Source organism: Methylobacterium sp. WL8, from assembly GCF_008040045.1.
Classification (GTDB): Bacteria; Pseudomonadota; Alphaproteobacteria; order Rhizobiales; family Beijerinckiaceae; genus Methylobacterium; species Methylobacterium cerastii.
Genome location: NZ_VRVF01000156.1, coordinates 1 through 3,542, shown reverse-complemented (window position 1 = coordinate 3,542; position 3,542 = coordinate 1). Strand labels below are relative to the sequence as shown.

Genomic DNA, 3,542 nt, shown 5'->3' with positions numbered 1-3,542 from the left:
GTCGAGTTCCGGCGGCCAGCTCCCGTCCTCCGGCAGCATCCAGAATGCCGGCCATAGGCCATGACCGTCCGGGAGTTCTGCCCGCATTTCGAAGTAGCCGTAGGTCTGGCTGAACTCGTGATAGGTGTTGATCATCCCGGACGTGTAGGTCTGTCCCTCCAGCGATCCCTGGATGCTTGGGTTCGCAGGCGTGGCCGAGATCGTCAGCGCGCCTTCGGCCACGTGGAACGGGTTCGGCAGGCTGTTTGCGGCGCCCGCCGAACCGTCCGCGCCGGCGACGTAATACTGCGACTCGTCGTTGTAGGGCAGCGTCCCGGTTGCCCGGATCTTTGTCGACCATTGCGGGGCGCCGATCGTGTCGAGCCCAGTCGTGCCGTTCCAGATATCGAAGGCGTTGAACTCTTCGGAGAACGTCAGAGCGGCGGTTGCAGACAGGTTGTTCGGATCGATCGCCATGGGGATTGTCGCCTGCCCCTTCGCTGAACGGTCTCAGCTAGAATTTCACAACTCCAGATAGAATTTAATTTTTGATTATGCGTTCCAGAGTTGCATTACGTAGCGTTCGCTCTTTTCGATGAAAAGTTTTCGATCCGTAACATCCTCCCGAATGATCGACGGTCGCCGGCTTTGACGCCCTCCACGAAGCTGATCCGGTCCTCACCGCGTGATAGCCGCCGGTCTCTGAATTCAGGGCTGCAGTCTTTGCGACGTGGCCCAGCCGTGCGGTGCCGCGAAGCTGTCTAATAAGGATGAGGGCGTCCGCCTCAGTGCTCCGTAACGTGCCGCGCTGCCCACGCGACGACCGTCAGTTCCCGCCCGGTGACGCAGAGCACGCCGTTCGTGACGATGCCGAGCCCATCGGTGACCCATGCCTGCCAGTCCTCGACGTGGATGTCAGGTCCGACGCCTGGTAGCCGGTCGGTCCGTGAGGATCGTGGTGGGAGCGCCTACTGCATCCGGCCGGCAGCGCGCTCCTCGGCGACGTAGCCGATGTACCAATCGAGCTGTTCGGCGAAGTGGTGGTCTTCGAGGCTGGGTGAAGCCCGGAACGCCTCGGCTGCGGCGTTGACCGAGGGGTATCCGGAGCAGACCACGGCAAGGCCCTGGCTGATCTCGTCGTCCAACTGAGCCTCGGACATGCGGTCGAAGCGGTTGGCGCTCTGCTGCTTCTCGATCTTGCGCAGGCGGAGGTCGATGACACGGGCCGTCATTTCTACATTCCTTCTTCAAGGCGGGCGAGGCGCTGGTGCAGGTCCGTGACCTCGATCGCGCGGACGTGGGCGTCCACGGCCTTGCCGATGTCGGCGGCCTCGGACGGGGTCAGTTCGCCGGCCGCAATGGCTTGCAGGAGGGCGTTGGTGGCCTTCGGCAGGTCGGCAGTGGTGTTGATCGCCGGCAGGTCGAACTGCACGTGTCGGTCCTTCCGAACGGGCGCGAGGCGGTCCAGGCAGAGGCGCAGCGCGACCGTGTCGCCCTCACAAGCGAGTTCGATGGCCTTCCGGGTCAGGGTCTCCGCCTCGCCTTCGAGGAGGGCTTCCATGGCGAGCGTGGTGCGGTGGCGGGTGCCCTTAGGCTTCCCGGAGGGGTTGCCGCTCTGGCCGGGCTCGAATGCTTTGCCTCGGGTGGTCATGCTTAATTCTACACGGTTGAGGTGCTGTTGGCACCAAGATCAGACATGGCGGCTCCCGCTGCAATTTCAGCGGGAATGCAGCGGGACGATGCGTTTGGACTTGTTGTGAGGGCCAATGCCTCGGCGCACTCGGCGAAAGCGTAGAGGGCAGCGACGGCGGCCTGCTTGCGCACGTCGGTGGAGCCGGGCGCGGTCTCCATCGTGATCGCAGCGGTGCGGGCGGCGCGTAGGCCGGCGTTGTAGGCGGCGATCTCGCGCGGGGTCATTGGCTTTGCTCCGAGCTTTTTAATCCACGATGGCGCGTGCGCAGCGTCACGTCCAGAATTAAGTCGGCACCCCATCTTAGTTCTAGGCAGAAAGAAACGGACCTGATCCAGGGTTCGACCTGCAAAGGAGTCAAGCCATCACCATGAAGACCCGTATCGCCGCCATCGCCACCGCGCTTGTCCTTGGCGTTGCTCCGATCTCGTCCGCGATGGCTTACGACAGCCCCGCCCGCTACACCGGCTTTGCGCCCTACGAGGTGAAGACGACCGGTTCGCTCAACCGGTACGACAATGGCTTCCACCTCGACCCGGCCACTTGCCCTATGAGTTCGGCCGCCGAGGGCAACGCCAACCAGCAGAACTTCCCGGTCAAGCAGTACGGCCAGACCGCTGGCGGAAACCGCTGCTGATCGGCTGGCAGGGTCACAGGCGTGAAATTGAAGCCATTCAGTTACGTGATGATCGGGGCCTTTATTACGGGCCTCATCGTCACCGTCATCGGGACTGCGAGCGTCATCGCCGGGTTCTGACGGCGGAGCCAGGAACAACATTGGTTTTGAGCGGCGGGGTGGAAGCCCCGCCGTTTTCGTGCGCGCTATCATGATTGCGCACTGCCTGTGATCGGCTGCCCGCTCGTGCGGGCTTTCAGATCCATAGCGCGGAGATAGGCGGTTTGCTCCTGTCGGGTCATGGCCGTGACCTCACCGCATGCCTGCCCAAACGACCATTCCCAACCTGGGTGAAGGCAGAGCCCTGCAAAGCGGCCGACAGAGGGGCATCCGCAATCAACGGAGTATGCTGCTTGTCGAGCATCCCTGAGGCACCGGTCGATTTTTGGACGGCGTGCCTGCCCTCGTCACATCGAAGGTCCGGCCCGCGCTGAACGGACATGCACGAGATCGCCAATCTCTGGTCGAGTATCTGCGCGATCTGGAAACCGTTGCCCGGCACCAATGCGGCAGTCGCGAAACCGTGCAGGTGATCGCGTCCGGGCGCCGGCTGCTCGGCGACAAGACCGAGATCGCGCCAGGTGATGGCCCGTTCAGTCGGACCTGAGTAAGAGCGGGACTCCTATGGAGGCCCGTCGGTAGGCCCTCCATGGCGCTCTCAGCCTCAAGCGTGCCAGTGTCCCGTGCTCGGGCGTAAACACGATCGCGACCGGAGACGGGTAGGGGGCGTAGAATGGCTGGAATTTTGGAGGGAGCCGGCCTGCAGCCGTTGCTCGCGACGGTGATGCGGCCGTGGGTGAGTGCGGTCGAAACAGCGTCGCCTGGCATGCATGGGATGATGGCGTCTGCCACGTCCAGCACAGCTGCAAGCTTGAAACGCCGCATCGTTGTCTTGCCGGCGTTGGGCGTAGCGCTCGAAGAGGCTGTCGCAGCGTCCAGCACCTTTGCAGCAGCTCTCGACACAAAAAATGGCCGGGTGGTCGAGCAGCGCACGGCAGCGCTCGCGACCTTGATGGTGTTGATCGACAAGCTACGGTCGGCAGAGCCGAGCGAAGACACCCGAGCGCTTGGGGTCGTGTCCCAGGCGGTGGTGTAGCTGAGGGGTGGTCATCGGCGGTTGCCGGGTAGGGTCGGGTTGCGACGACCAACCCCGAACCCGAGAGACCCCCGATGACCGACGAGATCATGGCCCTGCGC

7 protein-coding genes are annotated in these 3,542 nt (G+C 63.5%); 3 read left to right on the top strand and 4 right to left on the bottom strand.

Annotated features, from left to right (window positions below):
• The 4 genes from FV234_RS25475 to FV234_RS25460 all read right to left on the bottom strand — a co-directional run.
• Positions 1 to 456 (bottom strand): glycoside hydrolase family 16 protein (locus FV234_RS25475; RefSeq protein ID WP_147832400.1); only part of this gene is annotated, 456 nt, incomplete at its 3' end.
• 491 nt (positions 457 to 947) lie between these two features.
• Positions 948 to 1,211, bottom strand: a complete 264-nt coding sequence (locus FV234_RS25470; RefSeq protein WP_147832399.1) for a hypothetical protein — start codon at positions 1,209 to 1,211, stop codon at positions 948 to 950.
• 2 nt (positions 1,212 to 1,213) lie between these two features.
• Positions 1,214 to 1,630, bottom strand: a complete 417-nt coding sequence (locus tag FV234_RS25465; RefSeq protein ID WP_147832398.1) for a DUF5681 domain-containing protein — start codon at positions 1,628 to 1,630, stop codon at positions 1,214 to 1,216.
• 8 nt (positions 1,631 to 1,638) lie between these two features.
• Complete coding sequence (locus FV234_RS25460; RefSeq protein ID WP_147832397.1) at positions 1,639 to 1,896, bottom strand: hypothetical protein; 258 nt, start codon at positions 1,894 to 1,896, stop codon at positions 1,639 to 1,641.
• Between the two features lie 143 nt (positions 1,897 to 2,039).
• On the opposite strand from FV234_RS25460, the gene FV234_RS25455 reads away from it, so the two are divergent.
• From FV234_RS25455 to FV234_RS26550, 3 genes are all read left to right on the top strand, one after another.
• Positions 2,040 to 2,306, top strand: coding sequence for a hypothetical protein (locus FV234_RS25455; protein ID WP_147832396.1), 267 nt, complete (start codon positions 2,040 to 2,042; stop codon positions 2,304 to 2,306).
• 433 nt (positions 2,307 to 2,739) lie between these two features.
• Complete coding sequence (locus FV234_RS25450) at positions 2,740 to 2,952, top strand: hypothetical protein (RefSeq protein WP_246686311.1); 213 nt, start codon at positions 2,740 to 2,742, stop codon at positions 2,950 to 2,952.
• A 264-nt stretch (positions 2,953 to 3,216) separates the two neighbouring features.
• Positions 3,217 to 3,441 carry a hypothetical protein gene (locus tag FV234_RS26550; RefSeq protein WP_210250992.1) on the top strand — a complete coding sequence of 75 codons (225 nt, stop codon included), beginning with the start codon at positions 3,217 to 3,219 and terminating at the stop codon, positions 3,439 to 3,441.
• Positions 3,442 to 3,542 lie beyond the last annotated feature (101 nt).

Excerpts from the sequence above, each read along its gene's own strand:
- FV234_RS25470 (WP_147832399.1), bottom strand. The coding sequence starts at position 1,211 with ATGACGGCCCGTGTCATCGACCTCCGCCTGCGCAAGATCGAGAAGCAG.
- FV234_RS25465 (WP_147832398.1), bottom strand. The coding sequence starts at position 1,630 with ATGACCACCCGAGGCAAAGCATTCGAGCCCGGCCAGAGCGGCAACCCC.
- FV234_RS25460 (WP_147832397.1), bottom strand. The coding sequence starts at position 1,896 with ATGACCCCGCGCGAGATCGCCGCCTACAACGCCGGCCTACGCGCCGCC.
- FV234_RS25455 (WP_147832396.1), top strand. The coding sequence starts at position 2,040 with ATGAAGACCCGTATCGCCGCCATCGCCACCGCGCTTGTCCTTGGCGTT.